We start from the raw sequence: 18589 nt of genomic DNA, 5'->3' as shown, positions 1-18589 counted from the left end.
AATCGCTTATCTCCTAATGTCGCCCAGGAAGCTGGTTTCACGCTCAAGGCGAATACGCTCGTTTTGCTGAGCCTGTAGCGAGAATACAATATTGTGGCTGGGTTGCTGCAGATCGTCGGGGTTAGCCGTCACGGTGACAACCTTTAAACGCGATTCTCCTGCGGGCACATTAATCGTATTGCTATCCAACGTTAAGCTGGGTAACCCTGCTACGGTTAGCTGGTAAGTGTGGTCTTGATCATCAAGATTGCGAACGGACAGGGTGAAGACATTGCTGATTAGGCCGTCGCGGGTCGTTTGGTAGAGCTGGGTGCGTTCGCGCTCAGCATCAAAATTGAGTGGCATACGGTCATTAATCGCCCAGGCAAAGGTGCCCATCATCAGCACTAACGCTGCGAAGTAACCTAGCAAGCGAGGTCGTATTATACGGCTTTTTTGCCCTTCAAGAGCATTTTCGGTGGTATAACGCACCAAGCCCCGTGGGTAGCCCATCTTGTCCATCACGCTATCGCAGGCGTCGATACAAGCGGCGCAACTAATACACTCAAACTGAAGCCCGTCGCGTATATCGATGCCGGTGGGACACACTTGAACGCAAAGATCACAATCGATGCAGTCACCATAGCCTGCCTCTCGGGCCTGTTGATGACTTAGGCTTTTTTTGCGATGTCCTCGCGGTTCACCACGCGCTTGGTCGTAGGAAACGATCAGCGTGTTGCGGTCAAACATAACCGACTGAAAACGCGCATAGGGGCACATATAGATGCATACCTGTTCGCGCAGCCAACCCGCGTTTAAGTAGGTAAATACCAGAAAAAAGCCTACCCAAAAATAGGACCAGCCATGGGCTTCAAAGGTGGGTAATTCGGTCACTAAATCACGTATAGGGGTGAAGTAACCTACAAAGGTGATGCCCGTAGCGAGTGCAATCAGTAGCCAAGCAGCGTGCTTAGCGCTTTTACGCCACGCTTTTTCGGCAGTCATCGGCTGGTTGTCGAGCTTGATACGCCGATTGCGTGAGCCCTCAATACGATGTTCAAGCCAGATAAACAAAAACGTCCAAACGCTTTGCGGGCAGGTATAACCGCACCATACCCGGCCAGCAAAAACGGTAATAAAAAACAATCCGAAGGCGCAGATGATCAGCAGCCACGACAGCAGAATGAATTCCTGTGGATAGAACGTCGCAGTAAAAATATGGAATTCACGGTTAGGCAGGTCGAACAGAATTAACGGCTGGCCACCGATATTAATCCAAGGAAAGAGAAAAAACGCCAGCATTAGCGCCCAATTGGCACTGCGCCGTAACTTCTGGAAAAAGCCTTTGATTTCGCGCACATAAATGTGGCGTCTTTTGGCGTACATTTCCTGAGTAACTGCGGTTTGCGGGGTATGGTGCCCCACCGGATTCGGCGTGACGTCTTGGCTTGGTATCTTTTCCATCGCGGTATTCCCGGCTCAGAAGGCAGGAGAGGTTGCACCCCAGTCTCGTAAAAACGATGCAAGGTCAATATTGTATCGGTTTATGCATAAAGAAAGGGTGCGGTTTGGGGCCGCACCCTTGCTTGGTTAGCGTTGCTGACGTTTATCTCTATTCGCCAGCGGTTAGTCAGTCCGCGAAGCGCAGGCTATACACGTAGGCGGCGACCAAATGGACGCGCTCTTCGCCAATGTAGGCCGCTTGCGCCGGCATGTGACCATTACGCCCATTACGTAGCGTCTGGCGGATGGAGTCACCCACGTTTTGAACAGGTGACAGGTAGAGCCAGGTGTTGTCGGTTAAATTAGGCGCCCCGAGTGCCGTGTTGCCGGTGCCACTGGGGCCGTGGCAGGCTGCACACACTGCGCCAAATGTGCTTTCACCCTGTTCGGCACGCGCTTCGTCATGTTCTTCATTAGAGAGCGAGAGCACGTATTGAGTGAGGTTTTCTATATTTTCCTCACCCAACTGCTGCCAGGAAGGCATCAGGCCATTACGGCCATTGTTTAGCGTTTGTACAATATCATCGGGCTCACCGCCATATAACCAATCATCATCGGTTAGGTTAGGAAAGCCGTAGCCACCTTGTGCATTCGAGCCGTGGCATACCGCGCAGTTATTCTGGAAAATGCGTTCGGCCACCTGCATTGCATCGGGATCTTCAGCAAGCTCAGGAATAGGTACTTCCTCATACTGGGCAAAAATGGGTGTAAAGCGTTCCTCAGCCTGAGCGACTTCTTCCTCCCACTGGCCTTCCTGCGACCAACCCAGCACACCCGCGTAGTTACCCAGACCGGGATAAAGAACGAGATAGCCCAGCGCAAAGACCACCGTCAGGACGAAGAGTTGGAACCACCACTTTGGCAGTGGATTGTCGTACTCTTCGATACCATCAGCAGCGTGCCCAGTGGTTTCTACGTTACCTTCCGCGTCAGGTGTTTTATCAGTACGCCGGTTGGCCAGCAGTATCCATACGCTCAGCGCAATGGTGCCCAGCGTAATGATAATAATCCAGGCGCTCCAGAAACCTGATAGGGAGTCTCCCCACAAATTACTCATAACTTCTTATCTCCCCTGTCTTCGCGGGAATGCGCTTCGCTGTCGCTTTCATACGAAGAGTGCTTATCACTGGTCGGTGGCTCATCGTCATCGGCGAAGGGCAAATTAGCCGCTTCGTCGAAATCTGGCTTGCGCCGCTTGGAGTACGCCCATATGGCAATGCCGATAAAAGCGAAAATCAAGATCAGCGTGATGATGCCGCGAAAAGTTCCCGTATCCATAACTTAACGAGTTCCCTCAAGCACAGTTCCGAGCTGCTGTAAGTAAGCGACCAGGGCGGTGATCTCCTGGGTGCCGCGTACATCTTCAGTAGCGGTGGCGATATCTTCGTCAGTATACGGCACGCCCAGTTGACGCAGTGTGCGCATCTTGTCCGGCGTGTCTTCGCCATCAATGGTATTTTCAAACAGCCATGGGTAGGGCGGCATGACGGATTCGGGGACTACATCGCGTGGGTTGTAGAGGTGAGCACGGTGCCAATCGTCACTATAGCGGCCGCCTACTCGGGCTAAATCCGGCCCGGTACGTTTGGAGCCCCAGAGAAAATTGTGCTCGTATACTTGCTCGCCAGCGACGCTGTAATGGCCGTAGCGCTCGGTTTCAGCGCGGAAGGGACGCACCATTTGCGAGTGACAGCCTACGCAGCCTTCGCGGCGGTAGACATCACGGCCTTCCAGCTCCAGCGCCGTCAGCGGCTCAAGGCCTTCAATCGGCTCGTTGGTCTGCTTCTGAAATAACAGCGGAACCACCTCAGCCAAGCCGCCGAAACTGATCACGACAAGGATCAACACGGCAAGTAGGCCAACGTTTTTTTCGACAATCTCGTGTTTCATTGGTCTCAACTTCCCCGGTTTAAGCAGCTTGTGGCGCTGAATGGCTGATGGCCTCACGACGCTTAACGGTCATGTAAACGTTGAACGCCATGATCAGCATGCCGGTGACCCAGAAGAGGCCGCCGATAAGACGTACAAAGTATCCCGGGGCGCTAGCTTCGACGGATTCGATAAAGGTGTACATCAGAGTGCCGTCAGGGTTGATCGCACGCCACATTAGGCCCTGCATAATACCGTTCACCCACATGGAGGCGATGTACAGCACAGTGCCGATGGTGGCTAGCCAGAAGTGCACCGCAATCAGATTGACAGAGTGCATTTCGGTGCGTCCGAAAACCCGCGGGATCAAGTGATACATCGAGCCGATAGTGATCATTGCCACCCAGCCGAGCGCACCAGCGTGTACGTGACCAATGGTCCAGTCGGTGTAGTGTGAAAGCGCATTGACGGTTTTAATTGCCATCATCGGGCCTTCAAACGTGGACATGCCGTAGAACGACAGGGCAACCACGAGGAAGCGCAATGTCGGGTCCGTACGCAGCTTATGCCATGCGCCTGTTAGGGTCATCATGCCGTTGATCATGCCGCCCCAGGAGGGAGCCAGCAGAATGATCGACATTACCATGCCCAGCGATTGTGCCCAATTAGGCAGCGCGGTGTAGTGCAGGTGGTGCGGGCCAGCCCACATATAGATCATGATCAATGCCCAGAAGTGGACAATAGACAGGCGGTACGAGTAAATCGGACGTTCCGCCTGCTTGGGTACGAAGTAATACATCATGCCCAGGAAGCCTGCGGTCAGGAAGAAGCCCACCGCATTATGGCCGTACCACCACTGCACCATGGCATCCACGGCACCTGCGTAGATCGAGGTAGAGTACATCGGACCGACAGGGATGGCCGCATTGTTAACGATGTGCAGCACCGCAACGGTCAAAATAAACGCCGCAAAGAACCAGTTCGCCACATAAATATGCGATGTGGTGCGTTTTTTGATCGTCATTAGGAACACAATGGCATAACTGATCCAGACAACAGCGATCAAGATATTGATCGGCCACTCAAGCTCAGCGTACTCCTTGGTAGTGGTGTAACCCATGGGGAGCGACACTACCGCTGAGATAATGACGGCTTGCCAGCCCCAGAACGTAAAGGCCGCTAACTTGTCAGAGAAAAGCCGTGTCTGACAGGTGCGCTGGACAACGTAGTACGACGTGGCAAAGAGTGCCGAACCGCCAAAGGCGAAAATAACGGCGTTAGTGTGCAAAGGACGCAGGCGCCCAAAGCTAGTCCAAGGTAAGCCAAGATTCAGTTCCGGCCAAACCAGTTGCGAGGCGAGTATGACACCGATAGTCATTCCCACTATGCCCCACACAACGGTCATAATCGCGAACTGCCGAACTACCTTGTAGTTGTAGGTCGGGTGTTCAAATGCTGTGCTCATTTCATGTTCCCATCGAACGCGGTTAGGGGGTAACCCGTGACATTCTGCACGAGTGCGGCCACCCGCTTGATGATGCAGGTCAAGTTCCGACCAGGATTCTAGCGCAGCCGAGGCTTAAGCTGAACATGCCAATTAGTTAAACACTGAATAATCAGGAGCAATGCGTGTCCCATTACCTCTTGTCGGGCTATGCTGAGGTATCTCCTCAGGTGTTAAAAGACAGGCTTAAATACCCTTCAAGTGGCTGTTTCTTGGTGCAAGGCATGGGGCCGTTAGCCGTCCATGGACATGCTAAGTTCGGTCGTTTGTTGTTTGCCCATGGCGCAGGGGCTGGTCAGCAGTCATTCTTCATGCGTCAATTTGTCACCTCTTTGGCTGACAGGGGAATTCAAGTTTTGTGTATTGATTTTCCCTATATGCAACAAATGCAGGAAACCGGCAAACGCCGACCTCCGCCACCTATCGCCCAGACCCTTGCTCAGTTTGCCGAGTGGTATGCGCTACTTGATTCTCTGTTTGAAGGGCCGCTGTGGATTGGGGGGAAGTCGATGGGCGGACGCGTGGCGACCCTATTTGCCAGCCAACAGCTAGCCAGAGAGCCATCGAGTAGCACGGTACCTGGCGTGGTGGTGGCCGGTTACCCCTTTCATCCCCCTAAAACGCCGCATAAATTGCGCTTAGAACATTGGCCTGCCATTTCCTGCCCCATGTTGGTTCTACAAGGCGAGCGAGATCCGTTCGGTAGACAGGAAGAGGTCGCAGGGTATGCATTACCAGCAAATGCGCAGTTGTCTTGGTTAAAAGATGGCGATCACGATTTCAAACCGCGCCGCGTTTCTGGGCTGACTCAAAAGGTTTTGATTGACGAGGCCACCCAGGTTGCGGCATCCTTCGTCCGCGCTTACAGCCAAGACCTGAAGGAAGAGAGCAACACGCTGGTTTGAATGCCTGTTTTTTAAAAAATTAGTTTTTAAAAACAGTTTTTAGACACAGCATATTGACTTCCAGCAAGCCTTCTGTAGAATGCAGCGCCACGTGACCAGCGGGTGGTTAGCTCAGTTGGGAGAGCACCAGCCTTACAAGCTGGGGGTCACTGGTTCGAACCCAGTACCACCCACCATTAATCTGTATTGAAAGATGGTCTGGAAGCGTTTTGAAGTAGCAGTAAGCATGATAAATATCTGATGTGCATAACGGACCGGTAGTTCAGTCGGTTAGAATGCCGGCCTGTCACGCCGGAGGTCGCGAGTTCGAGTCTCGTCCGGTCCGCCAACATCAAATAAATCTGCTTGTGGTTGTTGTCGCTATAGAGTTGTTATCGCTATTCGGACCGGTAGTTCAGTCGGTTAGAATGCCGGCCTGTCACGCCGGAGGTCGCGAGTTCGAGTCTCGTCCGGTCCGCCACGATAATGGCTAAGTTAGATTGGTAAAGTCGATAATGACTTGCTAATCGATTGGGTGGTTAGCTCAGTTGGGAGAGCACCAGCCTTACAAGCTGGGGGTCACTGGTTCGAACCCAGTACCACCCACCATCGCTTAACAGATGAGAGCGCTCTGAACCGCTTAAAAATGTTGAGCATTAGGATGGATGAAGTGCCTTAACGTGGACCGGTAGTTCAGTCGGTTAGAATGCCGGCCTGTCACGCCGGAGGTCGCGAGTTCGAGTCTCGTCCGGTCCGCCATTAAGCGCTTAGATTGAAAAATGTAATATCGGCCTCAGCCGAACGAATTCCAAAAAAGCCCGGATCAATGATCCGGGCTTTTTCGTGTGTGGACGTTCGTGGGTGGAAGATAGCGCAGTGATTAACCGGTAATCGCACTAACGCCTGCTTTAGCGACTTGTACGTCCTGGTCGGGTTTTACACCCGAAATGCCGACCGCACCTACCACATGACCGTCCACTGTGATCGGCACACCGCCCGATAGCAGCCCCTGCAGTGGTGCAGAGACAAACGCTGTGCGACCACCGTTAATCATCTCTTCGAATACTTGGGTCTCTTTACGACCGAGTGCAGCACTGCGCGCTTTCTGCGTGGCGACGTCGGCACTAAAAGGGGCAGCGCCATCCAATCGGCGCAAAGCCAGCAGGTGGCCACCGTCGTCGGTTACCGCGATGGTGACTGGCCAGCTATTGCTATCAGCTTCTTTCTGCGCTGCGTCTAGTACATTAATCACATCGGCCTGGGCAAGAATGGCTTTTGTTTGCATGGTGTAATCCTTTTAGCAAGGGAGTGAGTCGCCGCGCTAATAACCAGCAGCGCGGCCAGGGGGTTAAGTAGTGATCATTAAGCGCCAGGAAGTGCCGCATCGACGATTTCCACCCAATGGCGCACCGGCGTTCGGTTGGCGCCGGCCAAGTGGGTCTGACAGCCGATATTAGCGGTGACAATCACGTCTGGCTGACCTGCTTCCAGGGCATTTAACTTATTGTCTCGCAGTTGGGTAGCAAGTTCAGGTTGAGTGATGGAATAGGTGCCTGCCGAACCGCAGCAAAGATGCGCATCCTGCACTGGTGTTAACGCAAAACCGAGCTTGCTCAGTATGCCTTCGACCGCACCGTTAAGCTTTTGAGCGTGCTGCAGCGTACAGGGGCAGTGAAAAGCTAGCCGTTCAGATGCTTTAACGTTTAACGTATCTAGCGGCTCATCGCGCAAAATTTCGACAATGTCCTTGGCCAGGGCGCTGACCCTTTGCGCTTTCACGGCGTAATCGGGGTCATCCTTGAGCATATAACCGTACTCTTTAACAAAGGCGCCGCAACCGCTAGCGGTTTGAACGATGGCTTCAGCGCCTTGTTCGATATACGGCCACCAAGCGTCGATATTGGCGCGCATACGCGCCCGTCCATCGTCCTGGGCGTTGAGGTGAAAATCAACCGCGCCACAGCAGCCAGCTTCGGCTACCGGCGTCACGCCAATGCCGAGTCTATCCAAAATCCGCGCGGTGGCAGCATTTGTGTTCGGTGAAAGCCCTGGCTGTACACAACCTTCCAGAATTAATACTTGCCGGCTGTGGCGTTGTGCATCAGGGCGCGCGCCTGCGTCTACTGGGGCCGCCGGCATTTTATTGCGCAGCTTGCCGGGCACTAGCGGTTTAAAGGTTTGCCCCAGCTTTAGCAGCGCCTGAAAGCGTTTCGGTTCGACCATCATCCTACGCAGCGCATAGCGCTGCGCCCGTTCGCCTGCCGGGCGAGGGACGCGGCGCTCAATTTCGGCACGGCCTATGTTGAGCAGTTTGTGGTACTCCACGCCGGAAGGGCAGGTGGTTTCGCAGTTAAGGCAAGTGAGGCAGCGGTCAAGGTGCAGGCGAGTCTCTTCGGTGACCTGGTCGTCATCGTCGCGGCTCTCCAGCAGCTCCTTCATTAAATAGATGCGCCCGCGAGGGCCATCGCGCTCATCGCCCAACAGTTGGTAGGTGGGGCAGGTGGCGTTACAGAAGCCGCAGTGAACGCAGGTGCGCAAAATGCTCTCTGCTTCCTGAATGTGCGGCTTCTGACGGTCGGCATCGGTAAAGTGCGTTTGCATGTCAGCTCTCCTGATTAAAACGCCGCATAAAGACGACCGGGATTGAATATGCCATGGGCATCCAGCTCCGCCTTTAAGTTACGATGATATTTTTCCACTACTGGGTTCAGCGGTGTGAAAGGCTCGACGGCGCCGCCCTGGGCATGGGGTGTGTAACAGGTGGCATGGCCACCCACCGCTTTGCAGGCAGCGCGCAGCGTATCAGCATCCAGCGTTGTTTTTACCCAGCGCTGACACCCCGCCCAGTCGTAGAATATATCGCTCTCGGCAATATCCAGGTTCAGCGGGGTAGTATTGGGCGGCAGCGATAGCCGCCACAGTGCTTGGCCCTCTTGGCGCTGGAAAAAGGCGTGGCGATGGTCGCGCAGTGACGTCCAGAAACTGGCATCAAGCGGCTCGCCGCCTAATCGAGCCTGGGTCGCACTGACAGAACTTTTGCCGCCCTCTAAACGCAGAAAGAGCTCGCCGTTATACCAAGCTGCCGCCGTGATCGGTAACGGCTGACGACCCAACTCGGCAAGCTTGTTGAGCGCATCGCTGAGGTTGAGCGATAAACGCAGGCTGTGCGTGGCGTTGGGAATAGGCAGCACTTTAAACGAAATATCGGTCAGTACCCCGAGTGTGCCCTGAGCGCCAGCCATCATGCGCGAAAGGTCGTAACCAGCGACATTCTTCATCACTTCGCCACCGAAACGCAGCAGCTTGCCTTCTTGGGTGATCACCCGGGTACCGAGCACAAAATCACGCGCTGCCCCCGCCCAGGGGCGACGTGGGCCAGAAAGGCCGGTCGCCACCGCGCCACCAATGGTGCTTTGCTCACCAAACACGGGTGGTTCAAACCCCAGCATCTGATGGTTCTCCGCCAGCGCCGCTTGAAGCGCACTCAGCCGCGTTCCAGCGCGTACGGTGACAATCAGTTCCACCGGATCGTAGCTGACAATGCCGCTGTGTTCGGCTATCTGCAGCGCTTGGCCTTCCACCGGTCGGCCATAAAAAGCGCGGGTATCGCCGCCTACAATACGTAGCGGCGTGCGTGCGTCATACGCACTACGCACCTGTTCACACAGCGTGTCAGCGATATCGCGGTCGGCGGCATGCATCGCTAATTCGGTCATGGTCTATTCCAATATTTATTTTGCCTAGCGGTTATCTTGGCCAGGTCACTGTTAAAAACGGGGCAGATCCGGGTGCGGCAGTTCGTTATTGTGAACGTGCATGGCGCCAAATTCGGCGCAGCGCGCCAGCGTAGGAATATTCTTGCCGGGGTTAAGCAGACGCTTGGGATCGAATGCCGCTTTCAGGGCATGGAAAACGCTGATTTCATCCGGCTGGAACTGGCTGCACATCTGATTGATTTTTTCCCGCCCAACACCGTGCTCGCCGGTAATCGAACCGCCTGCCGCCACACAAAGCTCAAGAATCTTGCCGCCCACGTCTTCTGCGAGCGCCAGTTGGCCTTCTTTATTGGCATCAAAAAGGATCAGCGGATGCATGTTGCCGTCGCCAGCGTGGAATACATTGGCAACCGCCAGGCCGCTCTCCTCGGAAAGCGCAGCGATGCCTTTCAGTACGCGCGGGAGTTCGCGGCGAGGAATGGTACCGTCCATGCAGTAATAGTCGGGTGACATACGGCCGACCGCCGGGAAGGCGTTCTTTCGCCCGGCCCAGAACTTGGCGCGCTCGGCTTCGTCGCGGGCCTGCTGAATATTGGTGGCTCCGGCTTTTTCCAACACGCGGCGCACGGTATCGCAATCGTCGTCCACATCGGCCTCAACGCCATCCAGCTCGCAGAGCAGAATGGCTTCGGCGTCGAGTGGGTAACCCGCTTTGACAAAATCCTCGGCGGCTTTGATGGCGAGCTTATCCATCATCTCCAACCCACCGGGAATAATCCCCGCCGCGATGATATCGCCCACTGCTCGGCCGGCTTTTTCGACATCGTCGAAGCTAGCCATCAGCACTTTGGCGGTTTCCGGTTTGGGCAGCAGCTTAACGGTAATTTCGGTGACCACGCCGAGCATGCCTTCAGAGCCATTCATCAGGGCTAATAGGTCGAAACCGGGCGCATCGAGTGACTCGGCGCCCAGTGTCATGGTTTCGCCCTCGATGGTGAGTACGTCCACCCGCATCACGTTATGCACCGTTAGGCCATATTTTAAGCAGTGCACGCCGCCGGCATTTTCAGCCACGTTACCGCCGATCGAGCAGGCAATTTGTGATGAGGGATCCGGGGCATAATAGAGTCCATAAGGCGCGGCGGCCTCGGAAATCGCCAGATTGCGCACGCCGGGCTGAACTCGCGCCATGCGGGCATCAGGGTCCACACTCAGAATTTGGTTAAAGCGTGACATGACCAGCAGTACGCCTTGCTCCAACGGCAGGGCGCCACCAGAAAGGCCGGTACCCGCGCCGCGGGTGACCACGGGAACGCCCAGCGCATGACAGCGCTTGAGCAGCCCTTTTACCTGCTCCAGGGTTTCAGGCAGCGCCACCAGCATCGGCAGTACGCGATAGGCAGCCAAGCCATCGCACTCAAAAGGGCGTAGGTCTTCTTCACGGTGCAGCAGTGTCATATCAGGAACGGCTTGCTGCAGGTCGCTCAAGACCTCGCTTTTATCTCGCTGGACCAATTCGCCGTCCAGGCGCTCATCAAAGAGGATATTCATCACGACATCCCATGCTTATTATCTTTAAAGGCAACGTTGAAAAATTTCGCACATATCGCCCAGCTAACATGGCCCCAATTTGGGCTTTTTTTGCACGCCTGTCTAGATGGTGGTGCATTGGTCTGACCAGTAATTGGTCGATATGGATGTCTTCTTCAGCGAGTAGTGGCAAGCTTGCTCGACAGCTAAGCGGGAGAAAGTCATGTCAGAGGAGAATCAAGCGTTGATGCCGGGGCAGCGGATGCCGGAGCAGGTAGCCAAACGGCTTGAACGCCTCATTCTTGACGGCGTTTTCCGCCCTGGTCAGTTGCTTCCCTCGGAGCGGAGACTGTGTGATCGGCTCAGCGTATCCCGCGCGTCGCTGCGTGAAGGCTTACGAATTCTGCGCAGCAAGGGAATTATCGATACCCGGCAGGGCCATGGGTCGACAGTCGCTACGCTGCTACCCGTAGGCAATCAAAGCCCATTGATGCATCTGTTTAAAGACCACCCTCGCACCCTGTTTGATCTATTAGAAGTGCGTGCTCTATTAGAAGGTGAGTCGGCGTGGTTGGCTGCAAGTAGAGGTACCTCCGCCGATCGGGTACTGATCACCCGCCGTTATCGCGAAATGGCCGACTATGCGGAAACCGCCGAACCGATCGATGTCGAGCGCCTGGCTAGATTTGATCACGCCTTTCATTTGGCGGTTTCCCAGGCGTCGCATAACCCAGTGTTGGTACACACGCTGCAAAGTCTGACCGATTTATTGCTGAGTTCGGTATTTGCCTCGGTCAAGCACCTTTACCACTTGCCAGCGCCACGGGCGATGATCAATCAGCAACATGCTCAACTGCACGATGCCGTGGTTAGCGGCAATGCGGAGCAAGCAAAACAGGTGGCGCTAGAGCATCTCTCCAGCATTAGCCAACTGCTGCGTGATCTGGAGGTAGAGCATGATCGGCTGGAGCGATCCTCTATGCGTCTTGAGGAATGGCAATAACTGAGTTAGCTGTTGGCCACACTTTTATCGTCTTCGGTGTCAATCACGCCCGCTAAGGTAGCTACTTCAATCTTATTGCACAGGTGGTCACGTAAAATTTGGCCGAGCAGTTGGCTGTCGCGCTTCTCAAGGGCGGCCATCATATTTTCATGGTCTTTTACCGCCTGGCTCCAGTAGCGCTCAGTCATCTGCTTCGAGTAGCGCACCCGCTTAACGCGCTGGCTTAGATTGCTATACATTTCCTGTAGTACATCGTTGTTGGACGCCGCCAGAATGCTTTCGTGAATTTGCCTATTGACCTGGAAATAGGGCATTAAATCGCGATTACGGTAGTGTTCCAGCATCGTGTTGTGCAACTGCCGAATGGCCGCTATTTCCGAGTCGCTAATGTACTGGCAGGCAAGCTCCCCCGATAGCCCTTCCAGCGCGGCCATCAGGTCGTAGGTATCTTTGACGTTTTTCAAGGTGAGCCGCACCACCCGCGCGCCGCGATTGGGCAGCAGTTCAATTAGCCCTTCGGTGGCGAGCACTTTCAGCGCTTCGCGCAGCGGCGTACGTGAAACCCCAAAGCGATCACATAACTGTTTTTCAGAGATCCGTTCACCGGGTGCCAGCTCGCCGTGCTCAATCAGGTCGCCAATCCTATCGGCCACTTCGCGATATAAATTGCGTTGCAAGATCTTTGTCATTTGTCAGTTCCTTGTCAGTGGCTCGCTTGGTTGCCTGCCAAGCTACCCAGACCACCTAGTTCAATGTGAGCACGATGCCATCTTTGTAGAGTGGCTATTGTTGATATGATCTGCAAAAGTAATTATGAATTCAATATTCCTTTGGTGATGCTTTTGTCCACCATTGCTAACCACCCTATCAACGTGCTGACAACAACAAAGGTAACCCCTATGGCCGGACAAGTATTTCACTGCAGCGTACAGCTCACCCGAGAAGAGGGCAGAAAGATCATCGATGGTGCCATGGCGCAGGCGCGCGAAGCAAAACTACCGCCGATAACCATCATTGTGCTAGACGGCGGTGGCCATGTGATCGCCGCAGAGCGTGAAGATGGCTGCGCGCCATTGCGGTTTCCGGTTGCGCAGGGAAAAGCCTATGCCTCGTTGGGCATCGGTGTTGCCAGCGGGGTAAGTGGCGCCCGTAATGCCGAGCGCACGGCGTTTGTTGCCAGCGTGGCAGCGGCTTCCCAGGGGCATTTTGTAGTGGTGGCGGGTGGTGTTCCCATCCTCAATAGCCAGCACTGTGTCATTGGAGCGGTGGGGGTAAGCGGCGCGTCATCAGACGAGGATCAGCAGGCTGCGATTGCCGGTATCGAGCGGGCGGGACTGAATTGGGGGCTTGAGCCGGGCGAGTAAGTTAGCCACAACATCATCAATCCCAGGCGGGCAGATGGCTAATAAAGTCACTGCCCGTTTTTTTTATTCGGATGCTCTTTTTTTGTTCCTTAAGAAACAGGCTGTTGCAGCGTAATTTTCTTGTCGATACTAAAGTTTAATACCTAATTCTGCATTTTGAATTCAACTTGAGCGTATGGCGACCTGATTTGACGTTTCACCAGAGGGTGGGAGACGAATCGTTCGTCGTCGCGCCTCTCCCAGGCGATCGCTGCGATACGCAGATTATCTCGAAGGGGCACTGGCCTGGGCAGCGCGTGCACAACAACAACAAGCCAGCACTGGAGTATCCAATGAAAAAGATCAAGACCGCATTCGTAACCGCCTCATTAGCAGTGAGCCTGACGCCGGGGCTCGGCATGGCTCAGACCGAGTTGCAGTTCGGTCACGTGGGCAATCCCGGTTCGTTGTTCGATATGTCCGTGAATGAATTCGCCGAGCGGGCCAACGAGCGACTGGGTGACGACTACAAGGTACAGGCCTACGGTTCGAGCCAGCTAGGCGGCGACAACTCCATGATGCAGAAGCTCAAGCTCGGCCAGCTGACCTTTACGCTGCCCTCCACGGTGATGTCCTCAGTGGTGGATGAGTTCGGTCTGTTCGAGATGCCCTATCTGATCCAGGATCGCGACCACATGAAGCGCGTCATCGAGGAGGTTATCGAACCAGATCTCTATCCGCTGGTTGAGGAGGAAGGCTACAAGATCCTCGCCGTCTGGGAGAATGGCTTCCGCCAGATCACTAACAACGAGCGGCCCATCAATACCCCCGAAGATCTGGATGGTTTGAAGCTGCGGACCCCAGCAGGCGCGTGGCGGGTGCGCATGTTCGAGGAATACGGTGCTAACCCTTCACCTATGGCGCTCTCGGAAGTCTTTACCGCGCTGCAGACCGGCACCATGGACGGACAGGAAAATCCCCTGGTGCAGATCCATTCCCAGAAGTTCCAGGAGGTGCAGGACTACCTCTCCATGACCAATCACGTCTACACGCCTGCCTATGTGGTGGTATCCAAGAGCCACTGGGAGGACCTGCCGGAAGACGTGCGTGACGTGCTAGAGGAAACCGCTCAGGAGGTCCAGGACTTCGTCTACGATACGGCCGCCAAGCAGGATGAGGAGCTCCTCGGTGCGATGGAAGAGGCCGGCATGGAGATTAACGAGGCTGACAAGCAGGCCTTCATCGATGCCAGTGGCCCTGTCTATGAACGCTTCGACGAGGAAGTGGAAGGTGGCGGCGACCTGGTCGACCGCGTGTTGGAGCTCGGTGAGGAAGACTGAATTTCACTGCAGTCTCAATCCCTCTGAACCGATCCATGGACCGCCCTGGCCGGGCGGTTCTTCCTCTGCTCGATGGAGTGGCTTCAATGTCCCTTTTGAAACTTCGATCCGGCTTCGAGTGGCTGCTCGAGGTCATTACCATGTTTCTGGTGGTGGCACTGACGGTGGTCGTGCTGCTCGGTGTCAGCTTCCGCTATACCGGCAATTCCCTGGGGTGGTATGACGAGGTCGCCGCCGTGATGTTGGCGTGGGTGACCTACTACGGTGCCGCCCTTGCCGCACTCAAGCGCGCCCACATCAGCGTCCCCGGTTTCGTCTATTCGCGTCCACGGGCCGTACGCATGGCGATGGTCGTACTTGGCGAAGCCATCATCATCACCTTCTTTGTGCTGCTCGCCATCTACGGCGTCTACATTATCGGCGTTCTCGGTAGCTCTACCCTGGTCAGCGTGCCCATTCCCATAGCGGTGACCCAGTCCACCATTCCCATTGGCGCGGCGCTTTATGTCATCGCCGAGCTACTTAATCTGCCGGACATTCTGCGCGAAGCCTGGGAAGGTCGTAAACCACCCTCAGAGCAGGATATCGTGGAGGAATTGCAATGACGACGGCTTTGATCCTGCTGGCCGGCCTGGCCATGATCTTCATTAACATCCCCATCGCGGTGGCCTTGGGAGCGGTCTCCATCGTCGCTATGTTGGTGCTGCAAGGCACGAACAGTCTACTTGGCTTTCCGCTAGTGCTGTTCGAGGGGGCGACCAAGTTTCCGCTGATCGCCATTCCATTGTTCGTGCTGGCCGGCGCTATCATGAATACCGGCGGCATCTCCCGACGGCTGATTGACTTCGCCTCCGCGCTACTCGGTTTCGTTCGTGGCGGCCTGGCCATGGTCAACGTCGGCACTTCGCTGTTCTTTGCCGAGATCTCCGGGTCTGCGGTGGCCGACGTGGCGGCGCTTGGCTCCATCCTTATTCCGGAAATGAAGCGCAAGGGCTATCCTGCGCCGTTCGCCGCTGCCATCACGTCTTCCTCGGCGTCGCTCGCGATCATCATTCCGCCCTCGATCCCGATGATCCTTTATGCCGCTATGGCCGACACCTCGGTGGTGCAGCTCTTCGTCGCCGGTATCGTACCCGGTGTGGTCGGCGGGCTATTGATGATGGTGCTCGCCTGGTACTTCGCGGTTCGCTACAACTTCCCAGTGGAGCAGGCCTTCAAGCTGAGCCGGGTGTGGACCACCTTCAAGGCGGCCGGCCTTGCCTTCTTGCTGCCGATGATCATCCTGGGCGGCATCTTCGGTGGCTTCATGACCGCGACCGAAGGCGCTGCGCTGGCGGTACTGGCGTCGCTGCTGATCAGTTTCCGCTATGGCGAGCTGCGCTGGAAGAAGCTGCGTGCGGCCATGGTCGATGGCGGTGTTCAGACTGCCGTGGTCATGTTGCTGGTGGCAAGCTCTGCCCTGCTCGGTGACTTCCTCACTCGTGCCCAGCTGCCGCAGATGCTGGCGGCGATGATCGGCGACTTCACCAGCAATAAGTACATGGTCCTGGCACTGCTCAACATCTTCTTGCTGTTGATCGGCATGATCCTCCACTCGGCGGCGGCGATCATTCTTACCGTGCCCATCGTCATGCCGCTAGTGATGATGGTCGGCATCGATCCCGTCCACTTCGGCATGATCGTGACGCTTAACCTGGCGATCGGACAGCAGACGCCCCCCGTGGCCAGCGTTCTGATGACCGCCTGCTCGGTCGCCAAGGCGGATATCTGGGATGTGTCTAAGGCCAATGTGCCGTTCGTCATCCTGCTGTTCGTGCTGCTGATGCTGGTGACCTACGTGCCAATCTTCCCCATGGGCCTGGTGGAGCTGTTCTACCGGTAAGCCAGACAAATTTTTAGGAGGACACGCTTATGTCCGACGAGTCGCTGATTTTCCGGCGCGAGGGTAACCTCGCCTGGATCGGCTTCAGCCGCCCCGCGAGTCGCAACGCCATGACGTGGGATATGTACAACGCCCTGGAAGCCAGCTGTGCGCAGCTGGCTGAGGACAACAGCGTGCATGCCGTGGTGCTGCATGGTGTCGGTGGAGAAGCCTTCGTGGCAGGGACCGACATTACTCAGTTCAGCCACTTTACCAAACCCCAGGACGCCCTCGATTACGAGCAACGCATCGAGCGAGTGGTGAGCGGCCTCGAGACGCTCAACAAGCCGACAATCGCCATGATCGAGGGTTTCTGTGTTGGTGGGGGGGCGGCGATGGCCATGGCCTGCGATTTTCGCTATTGCACGCCGTCGCTTAAATTTGGCGTGCCGATCGCCAAGACCCTGGGCAACACGCTGTCGATCACCAATGTGTCGCGGCTGATCGACATGGTGGGTGTCGCGCGCACCAAGGAAATCCTGATGCAGGCGAAGCTGTTGACCGCCGACGAAGCTTACCAGGTGGGACTGGTCAACCAGGTTTTCGCGCCCGATACCATCGTCACCGAGGTCACGGCGATCGCTGATGAGTTCGCAAGGCGTGCACCGCTGACGCTCCAGGCCAGCAAGGCGCTGGTGGGGCGCGTGCAGTCGCAGCGTCGGGCGTCATTGGAGGAGGGCAACGACTGGGTCACCACCTGCTACATGAGCGATGACTTCAAGGCAGCCGTCGACAAGTTCGTCAACAAAACGTCTTTCGAATGGTCGGGTCGTTAAGCCATCCAGAGAGGAAGTCAGCCAATGCTGCCATTACAGAACGTGAAAGTGCTGGATATCTCGCAGATCATGGCCGGGCCTTATTGCACCATGGTGCTGGCCGACATGGGTGCGGATGTCACCAAGGTCGAGAAGGTCCAGGGCGGTGATGACAGCCGTCAGATGGGCCCCTACATCAACGACGAATCGACCTGCTTTTCGCAGATCAATCGCAACAAGAAGAGCATCTCGCTCAACCTGAAGGATGAGCGGGCCAGAGAGATATTCTATCGCCTGGCCAGGGATGCCGATGTCATCGTCGAGAACTACCGCACCGGCGTTACCAAGTCGCTTGCGATCGACTACGACACCATCAAGGCGATCAATCCCGGCATCATCTACTGCTCGATTTCCGGCTACGGTCAGTCAGGCCCCTACAGCCATCGCGGTGGCTTCGACCTGGTGGCCCAGGGCATGACCGGCTTGATGTCGATGACCGGCGAGAAGGGGAGGCGCCCGCTCAAGACCGGCATCGCCGTCTACGACATCGGTGCCGGAATTACCGCGGTGTATTCGATCCTCGCGGCCTATATCCACAAGACCAACAGCGGCGAAGGCCAGCACATCGATATCGCCATTACAGAGTGCGGACTGCCCTGGTTTGCCTGGGAGGCGGCGGCCTATTTCGGTGAAGGCACGCTACCCGAGCCCACCGGCTGGCGACATCGCGTATCGGCACCCTATCAGGCGGTCAAGGCTAGGGACGGCTATATCATGCTGGGCTGCGCCAACCAGCGTACCTGGGAGCGTTTCTGCCAGGACGTGCTAGCGCGTCCTGACCTGATGGCGGAGCCTCGGTTCCTGACCAATTTTGACCGTGGTCAGCATGTCGAGGAGCTCGAAGCGGTGTTGGAGGCGATCATGGTTGCCCAGGACATGAACCATTGGCTCGAACTTTGCGACAAGGCGGGCGTGCCGGCTGGCCCGATCAACAACTTTGCCCAGGCCATGCAGGACGAGCATTACTTGGCGCGCGGCATGGTGCAGGAAATGGATCACCCGGTAATCGGCAAGATGAAGACCATCGGTTTTCCAAGCAAATTCTCGCTTACGCCCTCGCAGATTCGCAGCCCAGCCCCGCTGTTCGGCCAGCATACCGATGAAGTACTCAATACCCTGGGCGTCTCTTCCGAGCAGCGGGAAACCCTGCGGGCGGAAGGATGTATCAAGTAGTTTTTTTTG

General features: G+C 55.8%; 18 protein-coding genes and 5 tRNA genes. 13 read left to right on the top strand and 10 right to left on the bottom strand.

Going from position 1 to position 18589, the window contains the following annotated elements:
• Window positions 1–6: 6 nt before the first annotated feature.
• The 5 genes from ccoG to ccoN all read right to left on the bottom strand — a co-directional run bounded on the left by ccoG (window position 7) and on the right by ccoN (window position 4816).
• Window positions 7–1443, bottom strand: a complete 1437-nt coding sequence (gene ccoG, locus ACW44H_RS15435; RefSeq protein ID WP_113269043.1) for a cytochrome c oxidase accessory protein CcoG — start codon at window positions 1441–1443, stop codon at window positions 7–9.
• A gap of 166 nt (window positions 1444–1609) precedes the next feature.
• Window positions 1610–2539 carry a cytochrome-c oxidase, cbb3-type subunit III gene (ccoP, locus tag ACW44H_RS15430; protein WP_113269044.1) on the bottom strand — a complete coding sequence of 310 codons (930 nt, stop codon included), beginning with the start codon at window positions 2537–2539 and terminating at the stop codon, window positions 1610–1612.
• Entirely contained in the window at window positions 2536–2760 is a 225-nt protein-coding gene (locus ACW44H_RS15425) for a cbb3-type cytochrome oxidase subunit 3 (protein WP_113269045.1), read from the bottom strand. Before ACW44H_RS15425 ends, ccoP begins: the two co-directional genes overlap by 4 nt.
• A gap of 3 nt (window positions 2761–2763) precedes the next feature.
• Window positions 2764–3372: a cytochrome-c oxidase, cbb3-type subunit II gene (gene ccoO / locus ACW44H_RS15420; RefSeq protein WP_113269046.1), complete on the bottom strand. Its 609-nt coding sequence runs from the start codon at window positions 3370–3372 to the stop codon at window positions 2764–2766.
• Window positions 3373–3391: 19 nt separating this feature from the next.
• A complete protein-coding gene (ccoN, locus tag ACW44H_RS15415; protein WP_113269047.1) occupies window positions 3392–4816 on the bottom strand; it encodes a cytochrome-c oxidase, cbb3-type subunit I in 1425 nt (474 codons plus the stop codon).
• A 164-nt stretch (window positions 4817–4980) separates the two neighbouring features.
• Between ccoN and ACW44H_RS15410 the strand changes: the two genes are divergently transcribed.
• From ACW44H_RS15410 to ACW44H_RS15385, 6 genes are all read left to right on the top strand, one after another.
• Window positions 4981–5760: an alpha/beta fold hydrolase gene (locus ACW44H_RS15410; RefSeq protein ID WP_457505426.1), complete on the top strand. Its 780-nt coding sequence runs from the start codon at window positions 4981–4983 to the stop codon at window positions 5758–5760.
• Between the two features lie 100 nt (window positions 5761–5860).
• Window positions 5861–5936 (top strand) — tRNA-Val (locus ACW44H_RS15405).
• A gap of 75 nt (window positions 5937–6011) precedes the next feature.
• A tRNA-Asp gene (locus tag ACW44H_RS15400) sits at window positions 6012–6088 on the top strand.
• 55 nt (window positions 6089–6143) lie between these two features.
• Window positions 6144–6220 (top strand) — tRNA-Asp (locus tag ACW44H_RS15395).
• Between the two features lie 52 nt (window positions 6221–6272).
• Window positions 6273–6348, top strand: a tRNA-Val gene (locus ACW44H_RS15390).
• Window positions 6349–6421: 73 nt separating this feature from the next.
• Window positions 6422–6498 (top strand) — tRNA-Asp (locus ACW44H_RS15385).
• Window positions 6499–6619: 121 nt separating this feature from the next.
• Here the strand turns inward: ACW44H_RS15385 and ACW44H_RS15380 are convergent.
• The 4 genes from ACW44H_RS15380 to glcD all read right to left on the bottom strand — a co-directional run bounded on the left by ACW44H_RS15380 (window position 6620) and on the right by glcD (window position 11006).
• Window positions 6620–7024: a heme-binding protein gene (locus ACW44H_RS15380; RefSeq protein ID WP_457505425.1), complete on the bottom strand. Its 405-nt coding sequence runs from the start codon at window positions 7022–7024 to the stop codon at window positions 6620–6622.
• A 77-nt stretch (window positions 7025–7101) separates the two neighbouring features.
• The gene (gene glcF, locus ACW44H_RS15375; protein ID WP_457505423.1) at window positions 7102–8340 is read right to left on the bottom strand and encodes a glycolate oxidase subunit GlcF; all 1239 of its coding nucleotides are present in this window, start codon (window positions 8338–8340) and stop codon (window positions 7102–7104) included.
• A gap of 14 nt (window positions 8341–8354) precedes the next feature.
• On the bottom strand, window positions 8355–9455 hold the full coding sequence (gene glcE / locus ACW44H_RS15370) for a glycolate oxidase subunit GlcE (protein ID WP_457505421.1): 1101 nt from the start codon (window positions 9453–9455) through the stop codon (window positions 8355–8357).
• Between the two features lie 51 nt (window positions 9456–9506).
• Window positions 9507–11006 (bottom strand): glycolate oxidase subunit GlcD, encoded by a 1500-nt coding sequence (glcD, locus tag ACW44H_RS15365; RefSeq protein WP_457505420.1) that lies wholly within the window; start codon window positions 11004–11006, stop codon window positions 9507–9509.
• A 202-nt stretch (window positions 11007–11208) separates the two neighbouring features.
• Between glcD and glcC the strand changes: the two genes are divergently transcribed.
• Entirely contained in the window at window positions 11209–11988 is a 780-nt protein-coding gene (gene glcC / locus ACW44H_RS15360; protein WP_113269053.1) for a transcriptional regulator GlcC, read from the top strand.
• Between the two features lie 5 nt (window positions 11989–11993).
• On the opposite strand, the gene ACW44H_RS15355 is transcribed toward glcC, so the two are convergent.
• Window positions 11994–12677 (bottom strand): GntR family transcriptional regulator, encoded by a 684-nt coding sequence (locus ACW44H_RS15355; protein WP_457505418.1) that lies wholly within the window; start codon window positions 12675–12677, stop codon window positions 11994–11996.
• 210 nt (window positions 12678–12887) lie between these two features.
• On the opposite strand from ACW44H_RS15355, the gene ACW44H_RS15350 reads away from it, so the two are divergent.
• The 6 genes from ACW44H_RS15350 (at window position 12888) to ACW44H_RS15325 (ending at window position 18580) form a co-directional block, all read left to right on the top strand.
• Complete coding sequence (locus tag ACW44H_RS15350) at window positions 12888–13352, top strand: GlcG/HbpS family heme-binding protein (RefSeq protein WP_113269236.1); 465 nt, start codon at window positions 12888–12890, stop codon at window positions 13350–13352.
• 332 nt (window positions 13353–13684) lie between these two features.
• The gene (locus ACW44H_RS15345) at window positions 13685–14671 is read left to right on the top strand and encodes a TRAP transporter substrate-binding protein (protein WP_457505417.1); all 987 of its coding nucleotides are present in this window, start codon (window positions 13685–13687) and stop codon (window positions 14669–14671) included.
• A gap of 95 nt (window positions 14672–14766) precedes the next feature.
• Entirely contained in the window at window positions 14767–15276 is a 510-nt protein-coding gene (locus ACW44H_RS15340) for a TRAP transporter small permease (RefSeq protein WP_206604545.1), read from the top strand.
• Entirely contained in the window at window positions 15273–16553 is a 1281-nt protein-coding gene (locus ACW44H_RS15335; protein WP_457505416.1) for a TRAP transporter large permease, read from the top strand. Before ACW44H_RS15340 ends, ACW44H_RS15335 begins: the two co-directional genes overlap by 4 nt.
• A gap of 29 nt (window positions 16554–16582) precedes the next feature.
• On the top strand, window positions 16583–17368 hold the full coding sequence (locus ACW44H_RS15330; protein ID WP_457505414.1) for an enoyl-CoA hydratase/isomerase family protein: 786 nt from the start codon (window positions 16583–16585) through the stop codon (window positions 17366–17368).
• A 24-nt stretch (window positions 17369–17392) separates the two neighbouring features.
• Complete coding sequence (locus ACW44H_RS15325; RefSeq protein ID WP_113269058.1) at window positions 17393–18580, top strand: CaiB/BaiF CoA transferase family protein; 1188 nt, start codon at window positions 17393–17395, stop codon at window positions 18578–18580.
• The last annotated feature ends 9 nt before the right edge of the window (window positions 18581–18589 follow it).

It is taken from the genome of Vreelandella sulfidaeris Esulfide1, assembly GCF_054072535.1.
The sequence above is the reverse complement of the archived record's forward strand: the minus strand, read 5'-3'. Positions and strand labels throughout refer to the sequence as shown.

Coding starts and splice junctions, on each gene's coding strand:
- ccoG (WP_113269043.1), bottom strand. CDS start 1,443: ATGGAAAAGATACCAAGCCAAGACGTCACGCCGAATCCGGTGGGGCAC.
- ccoP (WP_113269044.1), bottom strand. CDS start 2,539: ATGAGTAATTTGTGGGGAGACTCCCTATCAGGTTTCTGGAGCGCCTGG.
- ACW44H_RS15425 (WP_113269045.1), bottom strand. CDS start 2,760: ATGGATACGGGAACTTTTCGCGGCATCATCACGCTGATCTTGATTTTC.
- ccoO (WP_113269046.1), bottom strand. CDS start 3,372: ATGAAACACGAGATTGTCGAAAAAAACGTTGGCCTACTTGCCGTGTTG.
- ccoN (WP_113269047.1), bottom strand. CDS start 4,816: ATGAGCACAGCATTTGAACACCCGACCTACAACTACAAGGTAGTTCGG.
- ACW44H_RS15380 (WP_457505425.1), bottom strand. CDS start 7,024: ATGCAAACAAAAGCCATTCTTGCCCAGGCCGATGTGATTAATGTACTA.
- glcF (WP_457505423.1), bottom strand. CDS start 8,340: ATGCAAACGCACTTTACCGATGCCGACCGTCAGAAGCCGCACATTCAG.
- glcE (WP_457505421.1), bottom strand. CDS start 9,455: ATGACCGAATTAGCGATGCATGCCGCCGACCGCGATATCGCTGACACG.
- glcD (WP_457505420.1), bottom strand. CDS start 11,006: ATGAATATCCTCTTTGATGAGCGCCTGGACGGCGAATTGGTCCAGCGA.
- glcC (WP_113269053.1), top strand. CDS start 11,209: ATGTCAGAGGAGAATCAAGCGTTGATGCCGGGGCAGCGGATGCCGGAG.
- ACW44H_RS15355 (WP_457505418.1), bottom strand. CDS start 12,677: ATGACAAAGATCTTGCAACGCAATTTATATCGCGAAGTGGCCGATAGG.
- ACW44H_RS15350 (WP_113269236.1), top strand. CDS start 12,888: ATGGCCGGACAAGTATTTCACTGCAGCGTACAGCTCACCCGAGAAGAG.
- ACW44H_RS15345 (WP_457505417.1), top strand. CDS start 13,685: ATGAAAAAGATCAAGACCGCATTCGTAACCGCCTCATTAGCAGTGAGC.
- ACW44H_RS15335 (WP_457505416.1), top strand. CDS start 15,273: ATGACGACGGCTTTGATCCTGCTGGCCGGCCTGGCCATGATCTTCATT.
- ACW44H_RS15330 (WP_457505414.1), top strand. CDS start 16,583: ATGTCCGACGAGTCGCTGATTTTCCGGCGCGAGGGTAACCTCGCCTGG.
- ACW44H_RS15325 (WP_113269058.1), top strand. CDS start 17,393: ATGCTGCCATTACAGAACGTGAAAGTGCTGGATATCTCGCAGATCATG.